This is a genomic window from Pseudomonas mendocina (assembly GCA_037482215.1).
GTDB classification, from domain to species: Bacteria; Pseudomonadota; Gammaproteobacteria; order Pseudomonadales; family Pseudomonadaceae; genus Aquipseudomonas; species Aquipseudomonas mendocina_E.
On sequence record CP148074.1, the window covers coordinates 2,882,872 to 2,903,607 of the forward strand.

Consider the following 20,736-nt stretch of genomic DNA (forward strand, 5'->3'; position numbering starts at 1 on the left):
ATCCTGAGTTATAAACGAAGACGACCCGCACGCCTTTTAGCCCCCAATAAGCCATGGGGTATCAGACTTTGTCTGTGGTGAGCGTGGCACAGTGCAATAGCAAGCGCATCCGACGCATCAATTTGAGGCTTTTGTACCAGCTTAAGCAAATGCATAACCATCATCTGCACCTGCTCTTTATCCGCCCCACCGGTTCCAGCAATGGCCTGCTTGACTTGAGTCGCTGTGTATTCTGATACATCCAGCCCTGCCTCAACGGCGGCAACAATGGCAGCGCCCCGCGCTTGCCCCAGCTTGAGTGCAGAATCCGGGTTGCGCGCCATAAACACCTGCTCAATCCCCATGGTGACCGGCCCGTAGGTCTCGATCACCTCGCGCACGCCCCGAAAAACGATTTGCAAGCGCTCAGGCATGCTGCCATTGCCCGTTCTGATACAGCCCGAAGCTACGTACTCACAATTGCGGCCATTATCGCGTACTACACCATACCCAGTGATACGCGAACCGGGGTCAATGCCGAGAATCAGGGTCATGCTTTGCTCGTTCCTGATGCACGCCGAAATCTTCAGCGAACTGTGTATTTATCCAGTTGCGCAGTATAGGGGCTACAAAGCCCCGCCGTCACCTCAGCACGCACATAAAAAAGCCGGATGTGCGATAGCACACCCGGCCCTGTACTGCCCACTTAGCGTTAGCCAAGTTGCTCCATGATCTCATCTGGAATTTCAGCGTTGTGGTAGACGTTCTGTACATCATCCAGATCTTCCAGCATATCGATCAGCTTGATGACTTTCTGAGCAACGTCTAAATCACCCACCGGCGCAGAAATCGACGGCACCATCGCGATCTCAGCCTCTTCGCTCTTGAAACCTGCCGCACTGAGCGCTTCAAGCACTGCATGGAAGTCAGCAAAGCTGGTGCTGACAACTGCCGAGCCATCCTCGCCCATTTCGACATCATCCGCACCGGCCTCAAGCGCGGCCTCCATCAGGGCATCTTCATCGACCCCCGGCGCAAAGCTGATTTGACCTTTACGGTCGAACATGTAGGCAACCGAACCATCAGTCCCCAGATTGCCGCCGCACTTAGTGAAGGCATGGCGGACTTCTGCAGCTGTGCGGTTACGGTTGTCTGTCATGGCCTCGACAATGATCGCAACACCACTCGGAGCATAGCCCTCGTAGCTCAGCTCGATCATGTTATCGGCTTCGTTATTACCAGCACCGCGAGCAATCGCACGGTCAATCACATCGCGGGACATGTTCGCCGTCAGCGACTTGTCCACCGCCAGACGCAGGCGCGGGTTGTCCGCAGGGATCGGGCCGCCATGCTTGGCCGCCACAGTCAGCTCCCGAATAAGCTTGGTGAAAATCTTCCCGCGCTTGGCGTCCTGACGCCCTTTACGGTGCTTGATATTGGCCCATTTGGAATGACCAGCCATAACTTCACTCCGACTCCATCAGTTTCACGATACAGACTCAGACGGCACTGCCGACTTTCACCCGACCATTACAAAGAAGCCTGGATAACCAGGCTTCTTTTCACACTTTATTCAGCTTTCGGCTGTTCGCGCAGGCGAATGTGCAGCTCGCGCAGAGACTTGTTGTCCACCTCGCCCGGCGCCTGAGTCATCACACAGGCAGCACTTTGAGTTTTCGGGAAGGCAATCACTTCACGAATAGACTGCGCACCGGTCATCAGCATGACCAGACGATCCAGGCCGAACGCCAGACCACCATGAGGTGGCGCACCGAACTTCAGCGCATCGAGCAGGAAGCCGAACTTCTCTTGCTGCTCATCTTCGCTGATACCCAGCACACGGAAGACGGCCTGCTGCATGCTCTTATCGTGGATACGAATGGAGCCGCCACCCAGCTCAGTGCCATTGAGCACCATGTCATAAGCGCGAGACAGCGCAGCAGCCGGATTTGCTTCCAGCTCTTGCGGCGTGCACTTCGGTGCAGTGAACGGGTGGTGCATAGCTGTCAGGCTGCCGTCGTCGTTCTCTTCGAACATCGGGAAGTCCACAACCCACAGCGGAGCCCACTCACAGGTCAGCAGGTTCAGATCATGACCCAAACGGATACGCAGTGCGCCCAGCGCTTCGCTAACGATCTTAGCCTTATCCGCACCGAAGAAGACGATGTCGCCATCCACTGCACCAACGCGATCCAGGATCACATTAATGTTATCCAGCGGGATGTTCTTAACGATTGGCGATTGCAGGCCTTCAACACCGCTAGCCCGCTCATTGACCTTGATATAGGCCAGACCTTTCGCACCATAAATGCCGACAAACTTGGTGTATTCGTCGATTTTGCTACGCGGCATGCTCGCACCGCCCGGTACGCGCAGCGCGGTTACGCGGCACTTCGGATCATTGGCAGGACCGGCAAAAACCTTGAACTCGACGTCTTTCAGTTGATCGGCAACGTCTACCAGCTCCAGCGGAATACGCAGATCCGGTTTGTCCGAACCAAAGCGGCGCATAGCCTCTGCCAGCGTCATGTGCGGCAGCTCACCGAACTCAACATCCAGCACTTCTTTAAACAGCTGGCGCACCATTTTTTCGGTGAGTCCCATGATGTCAGCCTCGTCGAGGAAGCTGGTTTCAATGTCAATCTGGGTGAATTCCGGCTGGCGGTCTGCACGCAGGTCTTCGTCACGGAAGCACTTGGCGATCTGGTAGTAGCGGTCAAAGCCCGCCACCATCAGCAGCTGCTTGAACAGCTGTGGCGACTGCGGCAGTGCGAAGAAGCTACCGGCGTGGGTACGGCTCGGTACCAGATAGTCACGTGCGCCTTCCGGCGTAGCGCGGGTCAGGATTGGCGTTTCAACGTCGAGGAAGCCATTTTCATCCAGATAACGACGGATGCTGGATGTAATGCGCGAGCGCAGCTTCAGCTTTTCAGCCATTTCCGGGCGACGCAGGTCAATAAAACGGTAACGCAGGCGGGTTTCTTCGCCTACATCCGTGTATTCGTTAAGCGGGAATGGCGGCGTTTCGGACTCATTGAGTACTTCAAGTTCATAGCCCAGCACTTCAATGGCACCACTGGCCATGTTGGCGTTGCGGGCACCTTCCGGGCGCAGGCGCACCTTACCAGTGATTTTCACTACATATTCACTGCGAACACGGTCGGCTTTGGCGAAGGTTTCAGCGCGATCCGGATCGAATACCACCTGAGCCAGACCTTCACGGTCGCGAATATCGAGGAAGATAACCCCGCCATGGTCACGACGGCGGTGCACCCAACCGCAAAGGGTAATTTCCTGGCCGTCCAGGCTCTCGTTCAATTGGCCGCAATAATGGCTGCGCATCATGGTGGTAGTCGCTTCTCTAGAGTCTTGAATTCGTCGGGCCGCACATTCTGCGGCGCTCGTGGCCGGCTTCCCGGCTGGCGCGTACGCCATTTTCCGCTATTGCTCTGTCTTACAGGATATTCATGACCAGTGGCGAATATTCACCCAGAGGCCACCCCACAAAACCCGGCAAAGCTGCGCATTATATATGGATAATCACCCGGTTGCAGCCGCCGCTTCTACGCTCACCATTCAGATGAGACACAAGCCTACTTAGCGGTACACTCAATCAACTGATATCCCCTGCTAAATCAGCCAAACAAATTAGTAGCATTGCCCACATACTCACCCTGAGTAGATTCAAATTCCCCCTAAGCCACTCAACGGGACTGCCGTGATAACCTTACTAGACTGTCACGGGCAGATTCTTAACCCACCCCGAGTCCATCGAGAGGAAACGTGTAATGGAAATCAACATCGGCATTGCCGAACAAGATCGTGCAGCCATCGCCGAAGGCCTTTCCCGACTGCTTGCAGACACCTATACCCTGTATCTGAAGACGCACAACTTCCACTGGAACGTAACAGGACCGATGTTCAACACACTGCACCTGATGTTTGAAGGTCAGTACAACGAGCTCGCCTTGGCGGTAGACCTGATCGCAGAACGTATCCGCGCCCTGGGTTTCCCTGCACCGGGCACTTATGCTGCTTACGCACGACTGTCCTCAATCAAAGAAGAGGAAGGCGTACCCAGCGCTGAGCAAATGATTCGTTTGCTAGTTCAGGGCCAGGAAGCTGTCACTCGCACAGCGCGCGGCATTTTCCCTCTGCTGGACAAAGTCAGCGATGAGCCGACTGCAGACTTGCTGACTCAACGCATGCAAATCCACGAAAAGAACGCTTGGATGCTGCGCAGCCTGCTGGCCGCCTAACTCCGTGAAGCCCGCACCTGGTGCGGGCTCCTTCTTCAATACCCCCCAACAAGCAATACCCCCACCTCTCCTCCAGCCGCATAACCCAAACGGCCCCTCACAACACCTCACGCGCGGTTGCAAATCGGCAAACTTGTACAGGTTCGATTGAGTAGCCCAAGCCTTTACGGTTAAATACCGCCCGTGGCGCCGGGCCAGCATTTAGCCCCGCCTCAGGCTGACACCTCACGCCGATCCTTTCTGGCCATGAATCAATACGCGCAGCCTGTTATTTCAGTGGTAGTTAATTAAGCAAAGCGAGCTCATTAAATATGTTGAAAATCGTCCATTTACTGGCAGGCTTAGTCGCCTTGCTGCTTTCATTAATCCCTTCACTCACCCCGCCAGCCGAGTTCTTCTTGCAGCACACAAGTGCTCTGTGTCTTGCTCTGTTTGGCCTCAGCAACTTACTATTCGCTCCTCAACTGCCAATCTGGCATGACGGCACACGCCAACATACACAGAACCTGGTTTCAGCCCTCGTGCTAGTCGCAACACTGCTGCAAGCACTGATTGTACTGGCCCCCCTGCCAAGCATTGCTGGCCAGCCAGCAGAACTTTTCAGCGTCGGCCTCTTTGCCTTAGCCGTTATCGTTCATCTGGCGACAAACCTGCGCATTAAACTGGGTGGCCACACTTTCCCCCAACCGGCAGGCGACCGTGAGACCGGTACCGTGAAGTGGTTCAATACTTCGAAAGGCTTCGGCTTTATCTCCCGGGATTCAGGCGACGACATTTTTGTACACTTCCGTGCAATCAGGGGTGAAGGACATCGCGTACTGATCGAAGGTCAGCGCGTTGAGTTCTCTGTAATGCAACGAGACAAAGGCTTGCAAGCTGAGGACGTAACACCGTCACCACAGCGCCGCTAACCCCAAAACAAAGGCCCGCTAATGCGGGCCTTTGTTTTTAGAGCAACTCAGTAATGTGGCGGAGGTACCACATCCTCTTCGATGCCAAATTGCGCACTCACCTCATCTTGCCGCTTGGATAAGGCCACAACCTGCATCTGAAGCCTTTCGATCAGACGCTGCTGCTCGTACAAGACATCGTTGAGCGCCTGAATCGTATCGTCTTGAAATGCCAGCCGCATTTCCAGATCGTTCACTCTCTGCTCAATGTCCACACTCAACTCTCTGCGAAATGAAAATTATCGGTTAATACAGCACGCAAGCGCACTTTGAGCGCCTCAAGCTCATCAGGTGTGTATGGCTTGGCAGGATGCCTCCCCCAGACTGGAGCCGGCCATGACACATCCGTTTTACGCCGCACAATGACATGCATATGCATTTGACTGACCACATTACCCAGAGTCGCGACATTCATTTTGTCAGCAGCAAAGCAATCCTTGAGTGTTTCTGCCAGTGACGTGGTTTCATGCCACAGCTGCTGCTGATCCTCTGCACTCAATTGAAACAACTCACTCACATCCTCACGACGCGGCACAAGAATGAACCAGGGGTACTGCGAATCGTTCATCAACAGCAAGCTGGATAAAGGAAAATCGCCCAGCCAAACAGTGTCTCGCTGCAACTGAGAATCGATAACAAACATACTTACCTCAAAAACGCACCACACATGGGCTTTATTAATATCAACTTGATCCGGTTATCAATTATATCCAGTCAAGCCTCCACACCCTATTCATTACTGCTGTAGCAAACCCGGCGTGCGCCCCACTTTCTGGCACTCCAATACCTTTGGCACGCACATGCGCACTAAAATGTTTCTTTTGGTAATCACGTGCCGATCCAAGAAACCTACTCACTGGGGCATATAAAAAAAGGAGTCATATAAACTGCTGAAAAAACGGGTTTTTTCTTCGTTTTTTCATCTTCTATTGGTTTTTTCACCTTTGGTACTCGTTCAATTTTAATTTGCGCACAGGTTTTGCATAGTCTGTCGTAGTACCGGATGTGCAGGTCGTACACATGTAAACGACGGAGCCTAATCGGCTGCTATATAGCTTACGTTCCTCATGAAGCTATGGGTCTAACCCATTCACGACTCACATATTTGTGACTCAAAGGCGCATTGCAGTTTTATCTATTAATAAACGACACGACCGTGCTATAAACTCGCGTCGAGACAAGAAGAAAAGAGCCGCCCTATAACTACAAACCTGGCGGTACAACTTTTATAAACCAAAGGAGCAATCACGATGCAAGTGATGAAGTGGAGCGTAATCGCCCTCGCAGTAGCCGCTGGTACCAGCCAGATGGCAGTGGCATCCAGCCAGTCCGAATCCAAAGGCTTCATTGAAGATACCAGCTTCCAAATCTTCAACCGCGCCATGTACATGAACCGCGATTTCAAAAACAACGATCGCGATTCTCAAAGCTACAGCGAAGAAACTGGCCTCGGTATTCGCCTGTTGCTGGAATCCGGCTTCACTCAAGGCACCGTAGGTGTTGGCGTTGACGCTCACTCCCTGAGCAGCATCAAGCTCGACAGCGGCCGCGGCCGTATCGGCACAGGCCAATTTGACACCACTAGCGACGGCCGCGCTGATGACACCCAAACTGAAGTCGGTGGTGCCATCAAGTTCCGCGTTTCTGACACCGTTCTGAAACACGGCAACATGTTCACAGCCAGCCCAGTATTCTCTACTGATGACAGCCGTATCCTGCCGGAAACTGCAACCGGTACGCTGATCACCAGCAACGAAATTGAAGGTCTGGAACTGACTGCCGGTCGCTTCACTGCAATCAGCAGCCAAGTATCGACTGATCGTGATACCAACCGCCTCTCTGAAGCGGACATCTTCGGTGCTTCTTACTCCTTCACTGATAACTTCAGTGCAGCCCTGCACCACGCAAACATCGAAGACTTCCACAAGAAGACTTACCTGAACCTGAACTACAACCTGCCACTGGCAGAGGATCAGTCTCTGAACTTCGACTTTAACGGCTACCGCACCACCGACCAAGGTGAAGCGCGTACCGGCGAAATCGACAACAAAATCTGGAGCTTGGCAGCTGCCTACAACTTGGGCGCTCATACGCTCACCGTTGCCCACCAGCGCTCCTCCGGTGACACCGGCTACTCCTACGGCGATGCCGATGGCTGGGGTACCGTATGGCTGTCCAACTCCGTTCAGATTTCCGACTTCGATCGTAAAGACGAGCGCTCCTGGCAAGTACGTTACGACCTGGACATGGCAGCCTATGGCGTGCCAGGCCTGAGCTTCATGACTCGTTACATCACCGGCGACAACATCGACTGGGGTTACGAGGATGAAGGTAAAGAGCGCGAGTGGAACTTCGAGACCAAATACGTTGTTCAAGAAGGCGCCGCTAAAGACTTGTCCCTGCGTGTGCGTTATGCAAACTACCGCGCAACTCAGGATCAAAACGACGAGTGGATCGGTGACATGAACGATCTGCGCCTGATCGTTGAGTACCCGCTGAGCGTTCTGTAACCCTCAGTTGATACCCGCGATTCAAACAAACCCGGCTAATGCCGGGTTTGTTTTATCTGTCTAAACGTTATAAAGGCAGTGCGTAAGTACCTGTCACGTGAGCCACCAGCTCATCCTCATTACCCAGGGAATACACTGCCACTTCACACACCGCTTGGCGTCGACTCAGCCGCAGGATAGTTGCTTCAGCCAACAAATCTACGGGCTTGGGCTTAACCAAGAAATTGATATTCAAGTTCGAGGTAACCGCCATCTCAACACGCCCCAGGCGGCCAAGCACGACCGCATACATGGCTGCATCCGCCAGCGCCATGATTGTCGGGCCAGACAGAGTCCCTCCTGGCCTCACTAATTTGTTGTGAAACGGCACACGAGCCAGTACACCTTGTGAATCCAGCCTGTCGATACAAAGATCAATGTCATCAGCCATCGGCAAACCATTACGAATCAGTGCCTGTACCTGTTCAGCAGTGAGCGCACTCATACAGCCCCCATAAAGTCGGCAATCATCAGCGTCCTGTACGCATTGGTACAGGCACCGTACAATGCCGACCATTAAAAATCTCTTGCAACCGACAGAACAGCCAATTATGCGTACCAGTCAGTTCCTGCTCTCGACCCTAAAAGAAACCCCATCCGATGCGGTAGTCATCAGCCATCAGCTGCTTCTGCGCGCCGGAATGATCCGCAAATTGGCTTCAGGCCTCTACACTTGGCTGCCTATGGGCCTGCGCGTACTGCGTAAAGTTGAAAGAATTGTGCGCGAAGAAATGAACGCAGCCGGCGCCTTAGAAGTCCTCATGCCAGCCATTCAACCTGCCGAGCTGTGGCAGGAATCCGGCCGCTGGGAGCAATACGGCCCTGAGCTGCTGCGCCTGCACGACCGCCATAACCGTGAATTCTGCGTAGGCCCGACCCACGAGGAAGTGATCACTGATCTGGCCCGCAATGAGCTGAACAGCTACAAGCAGCTGCCGATCAACATGTATCAGATCCAAACTAAGTTCCGTGACGAAATCCGCCCACGCTTCGGCCTGATGCGCGGCCGTGAGTTCATCATGAAGGACGCCTATTCATTCCATGCCGACCAGGCTTCCCTGCAAGAAACCTACGACCGCATGCATCAGGCCTACTGCAACATCTTTACCCGTTTGGGCCTGAACTTCCGCCCAGTACAAGCTGACACCGGTTCTATCGGTGGCACTGGCTCCCATGAGTTCCATGTTCTGGCTGAGTCTGGTGAAGACGATATCGCCTTCAGCAACGTCTCTGACTACGCAGCCAACATCGAAAAGGCCGAAGCGATCCCACGGGAAACTAGCCGTGGCGCTGCCACAGAAGAAATGCGTTTGGTTGATACACCCAACACCAAAACCATTGAGGCACTGGTTCAGGGCTTCTCGCTGGCTATCGAAAAGACCATTAAAACCCTTATCGTGCATGGCGCAGAAGAAGGCACCTTGGTCGCCCTGATCGTCCGTGGTGACCACGAACTGAACGAGATCAAAGCCGCCAACCTTGAACAGGTTGCAAGCCCTCTGGTCTTTGCCTCTGAAGCCGAAATTCGTGACGTAGTGGGTGCAGGACCTGGCTCACTGGGCCCGGTCAACCTGCCAATCCCTTGCATCATCGACCGCTCTGTAGCCCTGATGAGCGACTTCGCCTCTGGCGCCAATATTGATGACAAGCACTACTTCGGCGTGAACTGGGAGCGCGACCTGCCCCTGCCTGAAGTGGCAGACCTGCGTAATGTCGTCGCTGGCGATCCTAGCCCCGACGGCCAAGGTACCCTGGAAATCAAACGCGGCATCGAAGTTGGCCACATCTTCCAGCTTGGCACCAAGTACAGTGAAGCACTTAACTGCCAGGTGCTGGGCGAGAACGGCAAGCCGGTGACATTGGTTATGGGCTGTTACGGCATTGGTGTTTCCCGCGTTGTGGCGGCGGCTATTGAGCAGAACTACGACGAGCGTGGCATTCTGTGGACCGATACCCTGGCGCCCTTCCAAATCGCACTGGTACCACTGCGCTACGAAACCGAGGCGGTTCGTGAAGCAACCGATAAGCTGTATGCCGAACTGACTGCAGCCGGTTACGAAGTTCTGCTGGATGACCGTGACAAAAAGACAAGCCCGGGCATCAAATTTGCTGATATGGAGCTGATTGGCATCCCGCATCGCATTGTCGTCAGCGACCGGGGCCTGGCTGAAGGTAATCTGGAGTACAAGAGCCGTCAGGAAACTGATGCTCAGACTGTACCTGTCGCCGACATCATCGGCTTCCTGAAGAACCGTATCAGCTTGTGATCCAACGTCTATAAGTCAGAGAACTCATGCATCAGCGAAACACCTTCATCCCTGCCATCACCCTGTTGAGCAGCATCTTGCTGCTCAACGGTTGCGCCAACCATTTGCCGCAGCGCAGCGAACATGAAGAACGCGTCGAACGTAACCTCATTGATCACAGCCTGCAGATTGATATCGGTGAGCTTCAGGTGCTGGAGTTACCCCAGCGCCGCGTTCGAGTGCATGAACAAAAGACCTACGAAGTAACGACGATCAACGTAACCCGTCGTTACGACCGCTACACCCCCTATCAGCCTTGGCGCGAGCTGTATGAAGTACCGCTTGGTGCCGTGGCTGTGGTGGGTGGCGTTGGAGCAAACATCCTCAACGTGTTCCTTTTCGGCAGCTTGCCTGACAGCGTGACAAAAGGCTGGATCAACTACGGGATAGCAGGTCTAAACCCAGCCATGAACGTGGAGTCGAACGGACGCTCTCAGCAAAACCTCGCAAGCTTGGAAGAACAACGCCAGGAGCCGACCACTGAGTATTCCAGCCTGCCTTGGGCCGAACGCCCAGTTATGGTCAAAGCAGCTGGCAAAACTCATGAGCTCATGACCGACCGCAACGGCATTTTGCGTCTGAACCTACTCGACAGCCCATTTGCAGAGCAGGATGTGGCCCGCATCAGCACACTGGAGCTGAGCGTGAGCGACGACCAAGGCTCAGCCCACGCCGAAGCAACATTGCCGGTCAGCCGCACCTTGCGTGGCAAGCTGCGGGAAGCCCACGATTTGATTTACAACGACCTTGAGGGCGATGACGTTGCCCAATGGGTTTACCGGGTCAAACGCCTGTCTGAACTTGGCCTAGAGGAAGAAGCCAACGAACTGGAACAAAGCTTGATAGAACTGACACGCAATGATCCTGAGTTACAAAAAGTCTTCCTGCTGGCCCTTAGTCGGGGCAATGGTCAATCAGCCAAACACCCTGAAGGCATATAACGCCCATGCCGCACTAACAGCGGCATGGCTTAGCGGCGAACTATAAATCCTGCAATGCCTTGCACTGGCTGCGGTGACAACTCAAGACTTTTAACGTCAGCGTTTTCAGGCCCATTTTTGAGCCACTCGGCTAGACCTTCTACCGCAGCTTCCGCCCCCTCGAACAATACTTCCACCCGTCCATCCGGCAGGTTCCTGACCCAGCCATCCAGATTGAGTCGATCAGCCTCTTGTGCGGTTGACTGGCGGAAATACACCCCCTGCACCCGTCCACTCACATAACCATGCATGCAGATACGGTTCATTCGCCAGCCTCAGCCCTAAGCTCAGCCAGACGAGCTGTCAGCCCCGCCGCCGTTTGCTCGCCCACCAGGCGGTCACGGACCTGACCTTCGGCATCGACGATGTAAGTAACAGGCAAGACTTCTGCACGGTCGAGTTTGAATCGTTCCGCCGGATCAACGGCCAAGACCCGGAAGCTCACCCCCATTTCCTCCGCCGCTTTCTTCAGTGCGTCACCTTGTAGCGCATCAAAGTTAACCCCAAGCACTGCTAGGTTGATTGCGGCCGACTGTTGATCCAGGGCATTCAATTCCGGAATTTCGCTTCGACAAGGCGCACACCACTGTGCCCAATAGTTGATGACTAGCCACTTGCCATCCAAATCACGCGCAGTGATCTCCTTGCCATGCTGATCAGGCCCATAACTTGGCGAACAAGCCGTCAAAAAAACACTAATTAACACCCCGAAGAGCAGTTGCCCTGCCCGTCCCGCATATCTATTCATGAATACACTCTTCACACCAATACCACCCGCAACCGAAGAAGCTAGAAAACCTTGAGCTCTACCTGAAAGGCGAGCACTTACCCAGCAACCCACAAGTCGAAGAGCTGTTTGTTCAAGCCGTGGAACAGCGTTCTTCAAACCCTAACAGTTCCCAGAAATAACTCACCGTTTAGGTTCATCAAGTGGCCGAACTGTTCGACGACAGGGCCTCAGCTTCAGGTTTAACCCCGGCCTGTAGCCACACAGCCAAGCCCTGGCCGAACAATTGCGCCTGATTGGCGTGCATCGCCGCGAGCGCATCGTGTAATAACGGATACCAAGGCTCCTCCAGTTGATCCGGCAGGTTTTCAGCACGTGGAAGTGGCCACGGGCTGCTGTTGATCAACTGCTGCATGCTGTACTCATTCAGGTCGCGACTCAGAACCCAAGCGCCCGAACCCACCGATACTACCAGCCGCTGTTGCTCCAAAAAGCTCAAGACTTCCGCCCACTCGTGTTCCGCCATCTGCCAGCCTTGCCGCTGTATATCTTTCAAGCGCACGTGCAACCCTGCACGCTGGCGATCGTGGAATACACGCAACACCCCTAGCGTGATCAATAACTTCGGCATATCCCGCTGACGCCACTGCCCTGAAACACCCAGATTGCAAACCAGTTCGGCCCCAAACAACACAATCAACCAAGAGACATAAATCCACAGCAAGAACAGCGGAACCGTAGCAAATGCACCGTAAATAAGCTGATAACCAGGAAAGAGCCGTACGTACAAGCCAAACAGCATCTTGGCCACCTCAAACATCACAGCAGCAATAACACCTCCGACCAATGCATGCCGCAGCGGTACCCGCGTGTTGGGTACCGTGGCATATAACAAGGTGAAGGCTGCAACACTGAAGATCAGAGGCGTGAATTTGAGTAACGAACGAATGCCCGGTAACGCATCAGGCCCGGAAATCAGTTGAAGGGAGGTGATGTAGGTTGTAATTGCAAAGCCCCCACCTAGCAGCAGCGGGCCCAAGCTAAGAACAGCCCAATACAGTAAAAAACTTGAAACACCGCGACGGGATTTGCGCACGCGCCAAATCGTGTTGAACGTCTTTTCAATGGTGACCAACATCCAGAAAGCCGTAGCGGCTAACACCGCCACCCCAATCCACGTCAGTTGACGGGCCTGGGTGGTAAAATCGCGCAAATACTGTTGAAGCGTTTCGCCCGCTGAAGGCACGAAGTTACGGAAGATAAAACCTTGAATGTCCTCTCCGGTGTCTTGAAACGCCGGAATGGCCGACAGCATGGAGAACGTTACTGTCATCATCGGTACAACAGCAAAAAGCGTTGTATAGGTCAGCGCCGCCGCATTGGTCGTGCATTGGTCTGCAAAAAAACGTCGAATTACATAACGCCAGAACTCAAACTGATTTCCAATGCGCCGCTTCATGCCCTCTCCTTAGCTACCTTCTAACCTGCATACGCACGGGCGCAGGCGTAACCGTCATAAGCAGGTAGAATAGCCGCCATTAACGGTAACAGGCGACCCGTACATGACTGATCTCATCCTTTATCACAATCCACGCTGTTCTAAATCCCGCAGCGCACTGCAGATTCTAGAAGAGCGCGGCCTGACCCCGACCATCGTTCGCTACCTGGAAACACCGCCCAGCGTCAACGAGCTGCAAAGCTTGCTGAAAAAACTGGCTATCACCCCGCGCCAACTTCTGCGTACTGGCGAGGATGAATACAGTGAACTTGGCCTGAGCGCCCCGGAGCTGACCGATCTGCAACTCATCGAAGCCATGGCCAGCCACCCCAAGCTGATCGAGCGCCCGATCCTGATTGCTGGTGACCGCGCCGTAATCGGCCGTCCACCGGAGAAAGTGCTGGAGATTCTGGCATGAGTACCCCTTACATTCTGGTGCTGTATTACAGCCGCCACGGCGCGACCGCTGAAATGGCCCGACAGATTGCCCGCGGCGTAGAAATGGGTGGTCTGGAAGCGCGCCTGCGCACAGTGCCTGCCGTTTCCGCCGATTGCGAAGCTGTAGCCCCTGACCTGCCTGCTGAAGGCGCACTGTATGCAAGCATTGACGAGCTAAAGAACTGCGCAGGCCTGGCCTTAGGCAGTCCGACACGCTTCGGCAACATGGCCGCCGCGATGAAATACTTCCTGGATGGCACCAGCAGCTTGTGGCTGACCGGTGCATTGGTAGGCAAACCTGCTGGTGTGTTCACGTCGACATCCAGCCTGCATGGTGGCCAGGAATCTACGCTGCTCTCGATGATGCTGCCGTTACTGCATCACGGCATGTTGATTACAGGCTTGCCTTACAGTGAGAGCGCCCTTTTGGAAACTCGCGGTGGCGGCACACCTTACGGCCCGAGTCATTTCGCCGGGGCTGACGGAAAGCGCGCGCTGGATGAACACGAAATCGCCCTATGCCGCGCCTTGGGTCAACGACTTGCACAAACCGCAAAAAAACTGGAGCCAGCCCGTGGCTAGAACCCCGAAACCACTGCCATCGCTGGAATGGCTCAAGCCACGCCTTCTTATCAGCCGGGTAGCCACCCTGAGTAGCTTCTTGGCCCTGATTGCATTGTTGCTCGTGTGGAACCTGCACTTTGCGAACATCCCGGAGAAGCTCCTGTGGCCAGTCATTGGCCTCCAGGTGGTGCCATTACTGATCCTGGCTCCTGGCCTGTTAATCGGCAACGCACGCGCACATGCCTGGACCTGCTTTGTGGTCAACATCTACTTTATTCAAGGTGTACTGGCTGCATTCGACCCGAGCAAGGCCGTGTATGGCTGGCTACTGACACTGTTCAGCCTCAGTTTGTTTTGCGCAGCCCTGATGTATACACGCTGGCGTTTTCAGTACGAACGAAAACTGGCCGGAGAATCCTGATAACGGGCACGGCACAACGGGCGCCTGAATATTTCAGGTGCCCGCCTCACATCTGAACAGTATTGTTGGCCTTACCAGCCGAGCGTTTCTTTCAGGAATGGAATTGTCAGCTTGCGCTGGGCCTGCAGCGACGCCTGATCAAGGCACTCCAACAGGTCAAACAACGAACTCATGCTGCGCTCACCGCGCGTGAGGATAAACCGTCCCACCTCATCACTCAGTTGCAGTCCGCGGCGTGAAGCCCTCAACTGTAAGGCACGCAGCTTGTCTTCATCCGAAAGCTGTTGCAGCTGAAAGACCAGCGCCAGCGTCAGGCGTGATTTAAGATCAGGCAGCTTTATCGGCAGCTCCCTAGGCGGGGCGTTTGCCGATATCAGTAAGCGGCGCCCGGAATCTCGCAGACGGTTGAACAAATGGAACAGCGCCTCTTCCCACACCTTGTCGCCTGCAACGGCATCCAGATCATCCAAACAGACCAGTTCGAACTGCTCCAGGTTGTCCAATAGCGCCGTGCCGTACTGTGCCAAAAAGCCCAAGGGAAGATAGACGGCTGGCTCTCCAAATTGGTCAAAACGTAGGCACGCCGCCTGCAACAGATGGCTGCGCCCAACACCATTTGCGCCCCACAGGTAGATCAAACTTTCAGTCCAGCCCGCATCAGCCTCACACAAACGCTCAACGTAGCCGAGCGCGGCCGCGTTGGCTCCGGGGTAGAAATTGGCAAATGTGGCGTCATCGCGTAGACGAACGCCTAGGGGCAACTGTGTAGGTATCATACTGATCGGGCAGTTCCAGAACCGCTGGCTCACCGTTAGGTTTGCGGAAGTTTATCGGGTTCTGGTTGCTAAGTCATTGATGGATAAAGCCGTCTTATAACAGCAAGGGCATTTTTCATAGCGCCATACGTCGAGACGGCTATAGCCTGAGATCGCCAAACAGGGTGCGCCGGATGCCGCACCCTGAACCATTTCAATGCAAAACTAGCTCTGTTCTCCATCGGACGTACCGACGTAGGTATCGGACTGTTTATAAAAATCATGCAGATGGCGTATCAGCACCATGATCACAGCTGCCACCGGCAGCGCGACCAAAATTCCGGTGAAACCAAACAACTGTCCGCCTGCCATAATCGCAAAGATCACTGCGACAGGGTGCAGGCCGATACGGTCCCCTACCAGCAGTGGAGTCAGGAGCATGCCCTCAAGCATTTGCCCGACCACAAACACCGCCACAATGCCCAGCAGCGGATACAGATCGAGACCAAACTGGAACAACCCTGCCGCCAGCGCAGCCGCAACCCCGACAAAAACCCCCAGGTACGGAACAATGCTGGCCAAGCCAGCCAACATCCCGATTAATAAACCCAGTTCCACACCAATCAACATAAGCCCCGTTGCGTACATCACGCCCAGGGCCAACATCACCAACAACTGGCCACGCAAAAACGCACCCAACACTTCATGGCACTCGCCAAAAAGCTCAACCACTTTATCCTCGCGCTCACGGGGCAAGAGGCTGCGCAACTTAACCAGCATCACATCCCAATCACGCATCAGGTAAAAGCTGACCACAGGGATCAGCAGCATGTTGGCCAACCAGCCCATAAAGGCCAAGCTTGACGCCGTTGCCGTAGAAACCACAACGCCAACAATATCCGTTGTTTTGTCCAACTGATCTGTGAATGCAGATTTGAGTTTATCCAGCCGCCAGAAACCATCACTGAGCCCAAGCTTGACCTGAACCCATGGCAAGGCTTGATGCTGGATCCAATCCAGCATTTGTGGCGCCAACTCGTACAAACGAACTAACTGACGCCCCAGCATTGGAACCAAGACCAGCAACAGAATAGCTAAGACGAGCGTGATCAAGGCAAAAACCGTGATAACGCCCCAGGTTCTCGACAAACCCCAACGCTCCAGACGATCCACGACAGGATCGCCCAAGTAAGCCAGCAGAATGCCGATCAAAAACGGGGCCAGTATAGGCGACAGTAAATACAGGACTCCGCCAAGTAAAACTGCCGCAATAATCCAAACCCAACGTTGTGAATCAACCATCCTGCCTCTCCCTCTGCAGATTATCTGCCTGAAAAACCTCAGCTCACATCCCACCACAGCGATCCGCTGCAGCCTGAAATCCCGCCTACCAGCGGAATTTCAGCACATTGCTTGGCACCGGTGCCGCAGGCGCTACAGGGGCAACGGCCCCGTCGGCTGTTGGAGCCTGGGCAGCATCTATGGCCTCTGCGGTCACCTCCTGCAAATGCGACAGCGCCAGTTGAGCACGCAATTGATCGGCGTTGGCATTGACCCCGAATACCAGCTTGTCGCCCTGGACCAAGCGCAACACTGCGCCATAAGGTTCAAGAACCCGTTGCAATTCTGCGTAACGATTGAGGTCCGCCCCCTGCACTTCAAGAGTCAGATTGCTCGCGGCACCTGCCGTCGCCATGAACTGGGAGGTCAAGCGTTTACTGACCTGCAATAGCACAGCATCTGCCACGGCTGCCTGGTCAGCACCACTGACTGAGCCCTGTTCACGCTTGTCGCCCTGCCACAGGCGCCACTGGGCCTGCCACTCACCACCGCTCTCACGGGCCAGTACAGAGAGCAAAGCATCGGCAGAGTAGCGCTCCGATGCCGCACGCAGAGCACTGGCATCATCGCTGGCAATATTCTCTTCGGTGCCGACAAGTTGCTCGGACAAATCAGCCAGCGGCAGACGCAACGGTAGGCCACGGTTCTGCGCCGCCTGGCTCAACGTTTCAGCCGCAAGTTGCGCATCGCCCACCAGACTTGTGCCCTCAGCACTCGCATTCAACCACCAGGTCATAACCACCGGACGGTTGTTGCCCCACAGTTGCAGGCCAGCCTGACGCAAAGCGCGTTCGGTGCTGGTCGGATCAAAGTCCACGGTCAGCTTGTCTTCCTCGTAACCGTATTGACTGATGATCTGCTGCGGATCTTTGCGCAACTCGGCCAATGCTTGATTCTTGGCCACATCATCCTTACCGGTCAGTCTCAGCACCAACGTATCGAGCGCCCGCGTCAAAGCCGCGGCACGATCCTCCGGCTGCTGACTGGCAACGGGCTCACGGACTTTGTACAGATCGCTGACCGGGGCAGCTACAGCAGGCAAGCCAGACAACATCAGACTGGCAACAAGCAGACGGTCGATAAAACGCATGAATAGGTTCTCGATTGACGGGAATTTGAGTATTTCAGACTGGCTTAATAATTAAACGCAGCCTAAGCAAAGCTAGTTCATTAATAGCAGTGCAGCATGAACATATGCCAGTTAGACGTGAAACTGAGCATTTTATTCAGCTGCTCATCGTTCACCGAACAGTTTTGTACCAGTTGATTACCTTAAACAGCCTCCCTCTTACCCGCAACCTGAGTCACGCGGGTGGCCCGTACAAGGTAAGCCTGATAAAATCGCGCGCCTTCGCAAACCTGCCTTCACATGCGCAGGTTTTCCTCCGAATTCCCTTAAAGGCCTGGATCTATGAGCAAGCAACCCTCCATCAGCTACAAGGACGCAGGTGTAGATATCGACGCAGGCGAAGCCCTGGTTGAACGCATCAAGGGTGTCGCCAAACGCACCGCACGCCCTGAAGTTATGGGTGGCCTGGGTGGCTTTGGCGCGCTATGCGAAATCCCGGCTGGCTACAAACAGCCTGTACTGGTTTCGGGTACTGATGGTGTGGGCACCAAGCTGCGCCTGGCTCTGAACCTGAACAAACACGACAGCATCGGCCAGGATCTGGTCGCCATGTGCGTGAATGACCTGGTTGTCTGCGGCGCTGAGCCTCTTTTCTTCCTCGACTACTATGCCACTGGCAAACTCAACGTAGACGTAGCCGCCACCGTTGTTACCGGCATTGGCGCAGGCTGCGAACTGGCAGGCTGCTCACTGGTAGGCGGTGAAACGGCTGAAATGCCCGGCATGTACGAAGGTGAAGACTACGACCTGGCAGGCTTCTGCGTCGGCGTGGTGGAAAAAGCCGAAATCATCGACGGCTCCAAAGTGGCTGCTGGCGACGCACTGATCGCCCTGCCATCTTCCGGCCCGCACTCCAACGGCTACTCGCTGATCCGTAAGATTCTTGAAGTCGCCGGCACTGATATCGAAAACACCCAGATCGACGGCAAACCACTGGCCGACCTGCTGATGGCGCCTACCCGCATCTACGTCAAGGCCCTGCTCAAGCTGATCAAAGACACTGGCGCAGTTAAAGCCATGGCCCACATCACAGGTGGCGGTCTGCTGGATAACATCCCGCGTGTTCTGCCTGAAGGTGCTCAAGCGGTGATCGACGTAGCCAGCTGGACCCGCCCTGCAGTGTTTGACTGGCTGCAAGAAAAAGGCAACGTGGACGAGCACGAAATGCACCGTGTTCTGAACTGCGGCGTTGGCATGGTTATCTGCGTCGCCCAGGATCAGGTCGAAGTAGCCCTGGAAACCCTGCGCGCAGCAGGCGAACAGCCTTGGGTGATCGGCCAGATCAACCAAGCTGCCGAAGGAGCTGCTCAGGTCGTCCTGAACAACCTGAAACAACACTGATGCCTCAGCCATGCAACATCGTGGTGCTGATCTCGGGCTCAGGCAGTAATCTGCAAGCGCTACTTGATCGCATCCAGGCCGGGGAAATCCCGGCCCGCATCAGTGCGGTGGTCTGCAACCGCACCGATGCATTTGGCTTGCAACGGGCACAAGCAGCTGGAATCCCTACACACGTACTGGACCACAAGCAGTACGGCGGGCGTGAAGCTTTTGATGCGGCCCTGATCCAAGCTATCGACGACCATGCACCCGACTTAGTTGTGCTCGCTGGCTTTATGCGCATCCTCACCCCTGGCTTTGTACGTCACTACAGTGGAAGGCTGCTCAACATCCATCCCTCCCTGCTTCCCAAATACAAAGGCTTGCATACGCACCAACAAGCACTGGATGCGGGTGACAGCGAACACGGTTGCAGCGTGCACTTTGTCAGTGAGGAACTGGATGGAGGCCCTATTGTCGTACAAGCAGTAGTGCCTGTTCTTGCTGACGATTCCGCTAGCACTCTGGCGGCCCGAGTGCACCAGCAAGAACACCTGATATATCCTCTGGCTGTCCGCTGGTTCGCCGAAGGCCGCTTGCACTTGACGGCTCAAGGGGCAATGCTGGATAACCAACTGCTACCCAAAACCGGACGCCTCATTCGTAACCAAGCGTTTCCGGCTCAAGATCAGTAGCGATTGGCTCGGGCAAAATACACGCTGCATATGAAGCCTCAGCCAATCCGCACACCGCTCAATCAGGAGAAAACATGAGTCGCGTTTTACTGCTCGCACTAACCCTGTTTAGCTTGCCGGCTCTTGCAGTTGAGCTGAAACCCTTTTCTGCCAGCTATACCGCAGACTGGAAGCAACTGCCTGTCAGCGGCAGCGCTGAACGCAGCCTCGAATCTTTGGCCGACGGCCAGTGGAAGCTGAACTTCACAGCCTCCATGCTCGTGGCGGGCCTGACTGAAGAAAGCATCATTCGCATTGACGGCAACAGCTTTCTGCCGCAAAGCTATTCGTATGAACGTAATGGTCTTGGTAAAGGCAAGAAGATTGATCTGACCTTTGACTGGACAGCCAAGCAGGTGACCGGCAACGACCGTGGCGATGCTGTGAAACTGCCACTGGTACGTGGCCTGTTGGACAAGTCCACCTACCAGCTCGCTCTACAAGAAGACGTGGCAGCTGGCACCAAGACCATGAGCTATCAGGTTGTCGATGGTGACGAAGTAGAGACTTATGACTTCCGCGTTCTGGGCGAAGAAGTTGTCCGAACCAAAGCTGGCTTGGTAGATGCCATTAAAGTCGAGCGTGTCCGCGACCCTACTCAAAGCAGCCGCAAAACGATCCTGTGGTTCGCCAAGGATTGGGACTACCTGCTGGTTCGTCTGCATCAGGTGGAAAAGGACGGCAAGGAATACCAGATCATGCTCAAAGACGGCATTGTTGACGGCAAAACCGTTGAAGGCCGCAAAGACTAGTCACCTCCTACCCTCACAAAAAACCGGGCACCTG

23 protein-coding genes and 1 pseudogene are annotated in these 20,736 nt (G+C 54.7%); 12 read left to right on the forward strand and 12 right to left on the reverse strand.

The features are described from left to right. Positions 1–8: 8 nt before the first annotated feature. The 3 genes from ruvC to aspS form a co-directional block, all read right to left on the reverse strand. Positions 9–533: a crossover junction endodeoxyribonuclease RuvC gene (gene ruvC / locus WG219_13380; protein WXL24319.1), complete on the reverse strand. Its 525-nt coding sequence runs from the start codon at positions 531–533 to the stop codon at positions 9–11. 158 nt (positions 534–691) lie between these two features. Beyond that, positions 692–1,441 (reverse strand): YebC/PmpR family DNA-binding transcriptional regulator, encoded by a 750-nt coding sequence (locus tag WG219_13385; protein ID WXL24320.1) that lies wholly within the window; start codon positions 1,439–1,441, stop codon positions 692–694. Positions 1,442–1,548: 107 nt separating this feature from the next. Then, complete coding sequence (aspS, locus tag WG219_13390) at positions 1,549–3,324, reverse strand: aspartate--tRNA ligase (GenBank protein WXL24321.1); 1,776 nt, start codon at positions 3,322–3,324, stop codon at positions 1,549–1,551. A gap of 443 nt (positions 3,325–3,767) precedes the next feature. Here aspS and WG219_13395 point away from each other — a divergent pair, with 443 nt between their 5' ends. From WG219_13395 to WG219_13405, 3 genes and pseudogenes are all read left to right on the forward strand, one after another. After that, the gene (locus WG219_13395; GenBank protein ID WXL24322.1) at positions 3,768–4,238 is read left to right on the forward strand and encodes a Dps family protein; all 471 of its coding nucleotides are present in this window, start codon (positions 3,768–3,770) and stop codon (positions 4,236–4,238) included. 311 nt (positions 4,239–4,549) lie between these two features. Continuing rightward, positions 4,550–4,822: pseudogene (locus WG219_13400) on the forward strand (cold shock domain-containing protein membrane protein). A 78-nt stretch (positions 4,823–4,900) separates the two neighbouring features. Further along, positions 4,901–5,149, forward strand: coding sequence for a cold-shock protein (locus WG219_13405; GenBank protein WXL28008.1), 249 nt, complete (start codon positions 4,901–4,903; stop codon positions 5,147–5,149). Between the two features lie 47 nt (positions 5,150–5,196). Here the strand turns inward: WG219_13405 and WG219_13410 are convergent, their stop codons facing one another. Next, positions 5,197–5,409, reverse strand: coding sequence for a SlyX family protein (locus WG219_13410; protein WXL24323.1), 213 nt, complete (start codon positions 5,407–5,409; stop codon positions 5,197–5,199). Further along, complete coding sequence (locus WG219_13415) at positions 5,406–5,831, reverse strand: HIT domain-containing protein (GenBank protein WXL24324.1); 426 nt, start codon at positions 5,829–5,831, stop codon at positions 5,406–5,408. The genes WG219_13410 and WG219_13415 overlap by 4 nt, the downstream gene beginning before the upstream one ends. A gap of 607 nt (positions 5,832–6,438) precedes the next feature. Between WG219_13415 and WG219_13420 the strand changes: the two genes are divergently transcribed. After that, positions 6,439–7,698, forward strand: coding sequence for an OprD family porin (locus WG219_13420; protein ID WXL24325.1), 1,260 nt, complete (start codon positions 6,439–6,441; stop codon positions 7,696–7,698). 67 nt (positions 7,699–7,765) lie between these two features. Here WG219_13420 and WG219_13425 read toward each other — a convergent pair whose 3' ends face one another. Next, positions 7,766–8,182 (reverse strand): PaaI family thioesterase, encoded by a 417-nt coding sequence (locus WG219_13425; protein ID WXL24326.1) that lies wholly within the window; start codon positions 8,180–8,182, stop codon positions 7,766–7,768. A gap of 106 nt (positions 8,183–8,288) precedes the next feature. Here WG219_13425 and WG219_13430 point away from each other — a divergent pair, with 106 nt between their 5' ends. Together WG219_13430 and WG219_13435 are read left to right on the forward strand one after the other, a co-directional pair. Beyond that, entirely contained in the window at positions 8,289–10,004 is a 1,716-nt protein-coding gene (locus tag WG219_13430) for a proline--tRNA ligase (GenBank protein WXL28009.1), read from the forward strand. A gap of 26 nt (positions 10,005–10,030) precedes the next feature. Next, positions 10,031–10,984 (forward strand): hypothetical protein, encoded by a 954-nt coding sequence (locus WG219_13435; GenBank protein ID WXL24327.1) that lies wholly within the window; start codon positions 10,031–10,033, stop codon positions 10,982–10,984. Positions 10,985–11,013: 29 nt separating this feature from the next. Here the strand turns inward: WG219_13435 and WG219_13440 are convergent, their stop codons facing one another. The 3 genes from WG219_13440 to WG219_13450 form a co-directional block, all read right to left on the reverse strand. Beyond that, a complete protein-coding gene (locus WG219_13440; protein WXL24328.1) occupies positions 11,014–11,289 on the reverse strand; it encodes an acylphosphatase in 276 nt (91 codons plus the stop codon). Beyond that, positions 11,286–11,771: a TlpA disulfide reductase family protein gene (locus WG219_13445; GenBank protein WXL24329.1), complete on the reverse strand. Its 486-nt coding sequence runs from the start codon at positions 11,769–11,771 to the stop codon at positions 11,286–11,288. The genes WG219_13440 and WG219_13445 overlap by 4 nt, the downstream gene beginning before the upstream one ends. Before the next feature lie 178 nt (positions 11,772–11,949). Next, entirely contained in the window at positions 11,950–13,209 is a 1,260-nt protein-coding gene (locus tag WG219_13450; protein WXL24330.1) for a virulence factor BrkB family protein, read from the reverse strand. 103 nt (positions 13,210–13,312) lie between these two features. Here WG219_13450 and arsC point away from each other — a divergent pair, with 103 nt between their 5' ends. Genes arsC through WG219_13465 form a run of 3 tightly spaced genes read left to right on the forward strand, consistent with a single transcriptional unit; the run spans position 13,313 to position 14,671 of the window. Next, positions 13,313–13,666, forward strand: a complete 354-nt coding sequence (gene arsC, locus WG219_13455) for an arsenate reductase (glutaredoxin) (GenBank protein WXL24331.1) — start codon at positions 13,313–13,315, stop codon at positions 13,664–13,666. After that, entirely contained in the window at positions 13,663–14,268 is a 606-nt protein-coding gene (gene wrbA, locus WG219_13460; GenBank protein ID WXL24332.1) for an NAD(P)H:quinone oxidoreductase, read from the forward strand. Before arsC ends, wrbA begins: the two co-directional genes overlap by 4 nt. Further along, the gene (locus tag WG219_13465; protein WXL24333.1) at positions 14,261–14,671 is read left to right on the forward strand and encodes a DUF2069 domain-containing protein; all 411 of its coding nucleotides are present in this window, start codon (positions 14,261–14,263) and stop codon (positions 14,669–14,671) included. The genes wrbA and WG219_13465 overlap by 8 nt, the downstream gene beginning before the upstream one ends. Before the next feature lie 71 nt (positions 14,672–14,742). On the opposite strand, the gene hda is transcribed toward WG219_13465, so the two are convergent. The 3 genes from hda to WG219_13480 form a co-directional block, all read right to left on the reverse strand. Further along, a complete protein-coding gene (gene hda, locus WG219_13470; protein WXL24334.1) occupies positions 14,743–15,447 on the reverse strand; it encodes a DnaA regulatory inactivator Hda in 705 nt (234 codons plus the stop codon). Positions 15,448–15,651: 204 nt separating this feature from the next. After that, positions 15,652–16,728 (reverse strand): AI-2E family transporter, encoded by a 1,077-nt coding sequence (locus WG219_13475; GenBank protein WXL24335.1) that lies wholly within the window; start codon positions 16,726–16,728, stop codon positions 15,652–15,654. 85 nt (positions 16,729–16,813) lie between these two features. After that, positions 16,814–17,857: a DUF2066 domain-containing protein gene (locus tag WG219_13480; protein WXL24336.1), complete on the reverse strand. Its 1,044-nt coding sequence runs from the start codon at positions 17,855–17,857 to the stop codon at positions 16,814–16,816. Between the two features lie 321 nt (positions 17,858–18,178). Here WG219_13480 and purM point away from each other — a divergent pair, with 321 nt between their 5' ends. From purM to WG219_13495, 3 genes are all read left to right on the forward strand, one after another. Further along, entirely contained in the window at positions 18,179–19,237 is a 1,059-nt protein-coding gene (purM, locus tag WG219_13485) for a phosphoribosylformylglycinamidine cyclo-ligase (GenBank protein ID WXL24337.1), read from the forward strand. Next, a complete protein-coding gene (gene purN / locus WG219_13490) occupies positions 19,237–19,911 on the forward strand; it encodes a phosphoribosylglycinamide formyltransferase (GenBank protein WXL24338.1) in 675 nt (224 codons plus the stop codon). Before purM ends, purN begins: the two co-directional genes overlap by 1 nt. A 74-nt stretch (positions 19,912–19,985) precedes the next feature. Continuing rightward, the gene (locus WG219_13495) at positions 19,986–20,702 is read left to right on the forward strand and encodes a DUF3108 domain-containing protein (protein ID WXL24339.1); all 717 of its coding nucleotides are present in this window, start codon (positions 19,986–19,988) and stop codon (positions 20,700–20,702) included. Positions 20,703–20,736 lie beyond the last annotated feature (34 nt).